The sequence below is a fragment of the Methylobacterium sp. genome, assembly GCF_019750675.1.
In the GTDB taxonomy this organism is placed as follows: Bacteria; Pseudomonadota; Alphaproteobacteria; order Rhizobiales; family Beijerinckiaceae; genus Methylobacterium.
This window is the reverse complement of record NZ_JAIEOF010000182.1, coordinates 1-4,423: the sequence shown is the minus strand read 5'-3', so window position 1 is coordinate 4,423 and position 4,423 is coordinate 1. Positions and strand designations below refer to the sequence as shown.

At 70.2% G+C, this 4,423-nt stretch carries 4 protein-coding genes; 1 reads left to right on the top strand and 3 read right to left on the bottom strand.

The features are described from left to right. Window positions 1-1,245 (top strand): radical SAM protein (locus K2X24_RS09930; protein ID WP_292497322.1); only part of this gene is annotated, 1,245 nt, incomplete at its 5' end. A gap of 28 nt (window positions 1,246-1,273) precedes the next feature. On the opposite strand, the gene K2X24_RS09925 is transcribed toward K2X24_RS09930, so the two are convergent. From K2X24_RS09925 to K2X24_RS09915, 3 genes are all read right to left on the bottom strand, one after another. Then, entirely contained in the window at window positions 1,274-2,806 is a 1,533-nt protein-coding gene (locus K2X24_RS09925) for an acyl-CoA carboxylase subunit beta (RefSeq protein WP_292497320.1), read from the bottom strand. Window positions 2,807-2,907: 101 nt separating this feature from the next. Then, entirely contained in the window at window positions 2,908-3,735 is an 828-nt protein-coding gene (locus tag K2X24_RS09920) for an ATP12 family chaperone protein (RefSeq protein ID WP_292497318.1), read from the bottom strand. 20 nt (window positions 3,736-3,755) lie between these two features. Further along, the gene (locus tag K2X24_RS09915) at window positions 3,756-4,421 is read right to left on the bottom strand and encodes an HAD-IA family hydrolase (protein ID WP_292497317.1); all 666 of its coding nucleotides are present in this window, start codon (window positions 4,419-4,421) and stop codon (window positions 3,756-3,758) included. Between the last annotated feature and the right edge of the window lie 2 nt (window positions 4,422-4,423).

Sequence of the window (4,423 nt, the reverse complement as noted above, 5' to 3'; positions counted from 1 at the left end):
TCCATGGCCCCGGGCTGGCGCCTGCGCGACGTCCTCGAAGGCCCGGTCTACAGCCACGTCCGTTCGGCCTTCCGGGACGGGCGCGTGCCCTGGCCGGGGACCTGCGAGGGTTGCGACCTGTTCTCGGCCGGCGCCGAGCCGAACGACACCCTCGCGCGGCGCATCGAACTCCTCGTGGAGCCGACGCTGGCCTGCAACATCGCCTGCGCCTGCTGCCTTCGAAAGCAGATCGTCGCCAAGGGCCGTAGCACCACCGGCCTCGACCCCGCGATCCTGGCGCGCTTCGTCGAATCCGCCCGCACGGACGGGATCACGATCGACCAAGTCCACTACATCGGCTGGGGCGAGCCGCTGATGCACGGCGACTTCCGCGCCCTGTTCGACATCGTCAAGAACGGCGCGCCCGAGGCCAACCAGATGGTCACCACGGCGGGGAACGTCGACTTCCGGTCGACGGTGGGGGATGCGGCCCTCGACCGGCTCATCGTCTCCTGCGACGGGTCCCGCCAGGAGCCCTACGGGCGCTACCGGCGCGGGGGTGATCTCGAGACCGTCATCCGCTTCATGCGGGATTGCCGGCGCTACGGCGACCCGGGCACGTTCCTCGAGTGGAAGTACATCCTGTTCGAGTTCAACGATTCCGACGCGGATCTCCTGCGCGCTCAGGAGATCGCCGACGAGATCGGGGTCGATTCGCTGCTATTCATCATCACGAACTCGAAGTGGCACTCAGAGCGCTTCACGGTCGACAGCCCGGAGCGCGTCCCACTGGTTTCCCCCGTCGCGAGCATGAGCCCGGCGGCGGCGATGAACGCCGTGGCGATCGAGGCGCGCGGCTTCCGGCCCTCCCCCGAGACGGGCGAGGGCCGGGGCCACATCGATCTCTGTACGGTCTCAGTGGGGAAGTTCCTGACCGTCGAGGGCTGGGCCCTGGATCGGAGTGGCGCCGCCGTCGACCGGATCGAACTCCTGATCGACGGGGAGGTCCGGGCGCGGTCGCGCACCAACCTGCGGCGGCTCGACGTGGTCGCCGTCCATCCCGATGCCGCGGGGGCGAATTGCGGCTACCTGTTCCGCCTGCCCGTCGACCCGGCCGCCCTCCCCGGAACGGTGGAGGTCCGGTGCAGCGGCCCGTCGGGCGCGTTCGTCCTCGGCGGCCGGCCGAACTGGCGGATGTCCTCGAGTGGCCTGAAGCGGCGCCGCGACCTGCCCTCCATCGCGCCGCCGATTCTCGAATCGGCCTGAGGGGCGGCGGGCGCCGCCCGCCCGATCGTCAGAGCGGAATGTTGTCGTGCTTCTTCCAGGGCTGCTCCATCTCCTTGGTGCGGAGCATGCCGAGCGCCCGGGCGATGCGCTTGCGGGTGGAGTGGGGCATGATCACCTCGTCGATGTAGCCGCGCTCGGCCGCCACGAACGGCGAGAGGAAGCGGTCCTCGTACTCGCTCGTCCGCTCGGCGATCTTCTCCGGGTCGCCGATCTCGCTCCGGAAAATGATTTCGACGGCGCCCTTGGCGCCCATCACGGCGATCTGGGCGGTGGGCCAGGCGTAGTTGAGGTCGGCGCCCACATGCTTGGAGGCCATCACGTCGTAGGCGCCGCCGAAGGCTTTTCGTGTGATGATGGTCACCAGCGGCACGGTGGCCTGGCTGTAGGCGAAGAGCAGCTTGGCGCCGTGCTTGATCAGGCCGCCGTATTCCTGCGCGGTGCCGGGTAGGAACCCCGGCACGTCGACGAAGGTGACGATCGGGATCGAGAACGCGTCGCAGTAGCGCACGAAGCGGGCCGCCTTGCGGGAGGCATCCGAGTCGAGCACGCCGGCCAGCACCATCGGCTGGTTGGCCACGAACCCGACGGTGCGGCCCTCGATGCGGCCGAAGCCCGTGATGATGTTGCGGGCGTAGGCCCCCTGGATCTCGAAGAAGTCGCCCTCGTCGGCGACCCGCCGGATCAGCTCGCCCATGTCGTAGGGCTTGTTCGGGTTGTCGGGGATGAGCGTGTCGAGGCTCATGTCGAGGCGCAACGGATCGTCGAAGCTCTCGATCTCGGGCACGCCGTCGATGTTGTTGGCGGGCAGGAAGTCCACGAGGCGGCGGATCTGGAGCAGCGCCTCGACGTCGTTCTCGAAGGAGCCGTCGGCGATGGAGGATTTGGTGGTGTGGATCTTGGCGCCGCCGAGCTCCTCCGCCGTCACGACCTCGTTGGTGACGGTCTTCACCACGTCGGGGCCGGTGACGAACATGTAGCTCGTGTCGCGCACCATGAAGATGAAGTCGGTCATGGCCGGCGAGTAGACGTCGCCGCCGGCGCAGGGGCCCATGATCACGGAGATTTGCGGGATGACGCCGGAGGCGGCGACGTTGCGGCGGAACACCTCGCCGTAGCCGCCGAGCGCCGCGACGCCCTCTTGGATGCGGGCGCCGCCGGCATCGAAGATGCCGATGATGGGCGCGCGCATCTTGAGCGCCATGTCCTGGACCTTGACGATCTTGGCCGCGTGCGACTCGGAGAGCGAGCCGCCGAACACCGTGAAGTCCTTCGAGAACAGGAAGACGGTGCGGCCGTTGATGGTGCCCCAGCCCGTGACGACGCCGTCACCGGGGATCTTCTGCTTCTCCATGCCGAAATCGGTGGAGCGGTGCTGCACGAACATGTCGAACTCCTCGAACGACCCGTGGTCGAGGAGGAGTTCGATGCGCTCGCGCGCCGTCAGCTTGCCGCGCTTGTGCTGGGCCACGACGCGGTTCTCGCCGCCGCCGAGGCGGGCCTGGGCGCGCCGCTCTTCCAGCTTCTCGAGAATGTCCTTCATGCGCAGGGCCCTGATTGGAGAGATGACGGCGCGCCCGCACGAACCTTGGCGGTGGCGATTTGAAACGGCCTTAGCACGCGGCGCATTCGGCGAAAATCGATTTAACGGCTCAACTGTGCCAGTCGTGCCGCGGCCTCGAACTCGGCCTGCCGCAGGGCGTGACGGGCTTCAGCCTCCGCGTCTCCGCCCCAGACGCTGGCCTGATAGGTCTCGTCCACGTGGGCCGCCGCCCAGGCCTCGGCCGGGCTCAGATGCCCGCGCAGCACCGCGAGGGCGAGGACGAGCGATCCCGTGAGCGTCGTCAGGGTGTGCAGGGCGGCCAGCCGGAAGGGACCTTCGGTTTCTTCGATCCCCCGCCGCAGGGCCGCCACGGTGGTGTCCGGCTGAGTCACGTGCATCACCCCCTCGCCGAGGATGAAGCGGGCGCCCAGCGCCGCGTGCGCCCAGTCGAGGACGGGGTCCCAGGCCTCTCCTTGAGCCCGCACGAGGCGGTCCGGCTCGCCGGCCCGGTAGGCGAGGAGATCCGTGCCCGCATAGGCCGAGAGGTCGTCCACCACCGCGTCGCGGCGGGGGGCCACCCCGTCGATGGCGGTGTTGGCGAGCCGCGTGAGCGGCATCGTGGCGGGATCGATGACCGCGACCTGCGCGGCCCATTCGGCGGCCACGGCCTCGGCCAGGGCCCGCGTCGGCAGGGCGAGCGGGTTGCGGGCCGGGGTGTTGGCGGGGCGCCCGTCGAGGGTCAGGCGAAAGCCCTCCCCGTGGGGCGCGAGGGCGGCCGCCTCGTAGAACCGCTTCGGCAGCGCCGGCTTGGCCGGGCCGCGCGCCGAACGGGTCGGGTCCGGCGGAGGGCCGTCGGAGCCGCCGAGCCAGTCGGGTGTCTGCGGGTCGGCGGGTGTCGGATCGTCGTTCATGCGGGTCAGATAGGGCATCCGCGCCGCGGCTGCGAGCGTCAGGCCGGATCGCTAGCGGGGCCGGGAAACAGCGCCCCGAGATCCGCCGCGCTGTCGACCACGATGGAGGCGCCGGCCCCGAAGAGGGCCCCCACCGGATGGTAGCCCCAGGCCACGCCGATGGCGGCGACGCCCGCGCTCACCGCCATCGCCATGTCGTAGGTCGTGTCGCCGATCATCACCGTGGCGCCGGGCTCGGCGCCCGCCGCGGCCATGGCCTGGACCAGCATCGCCGGGTCCGGCTTCGAGGGCGCGTCGTCGGCGCTCTGCGTGGTGGCGAACCAGCCCGCCCAGCCATGGGTCTCGATGAGGCGGTCGACGCCGCGCCGAGCCTTGCCTGTGGCGATGCCGAGCCGCACGTCGTCGCGGGCATGCAGGCGCGCCACGAGCTCGCCCATGCCGGGAAACAGCGGCTCCTCGTAGTTCGGGTCGAGGCGCAGGATGTTGAAGGCGCGCTTGTAGCTCTCGGACAGCCCCTCGATCGGCCCGTCCTCGCCGACGAGGCGACGGAACGCCTGGGGCAGGGAGAGCCCGACCACGGAGAGCGATTCCGTCCGGCTCGGCGCGGCCAGCCCGTGCTCGGCGAAGGCCATGCCCTGCGCCGCCACGATGAGGTGCTGGCTGTCGACGAGGGTGCCGTCGACGTCGAAGACGATGAGCTTCACGG

Coding starts and splice junctions, on each gene's coding strand:
- K2X24_RS09925 (WP_292497320.1), bottom strand. CDS start 2,806: ATGAAGGACATTCTCGAGAAGCTGGAAGAGCGGCGCGCCCAGGCCCGC.
- K2X24_RS09920 (WP_292497318.1), bottom strand. CDS start 3,735: ATGCCCTATCTGACCCGCATGAACGACGATCCGACACCCGCCGACCCG.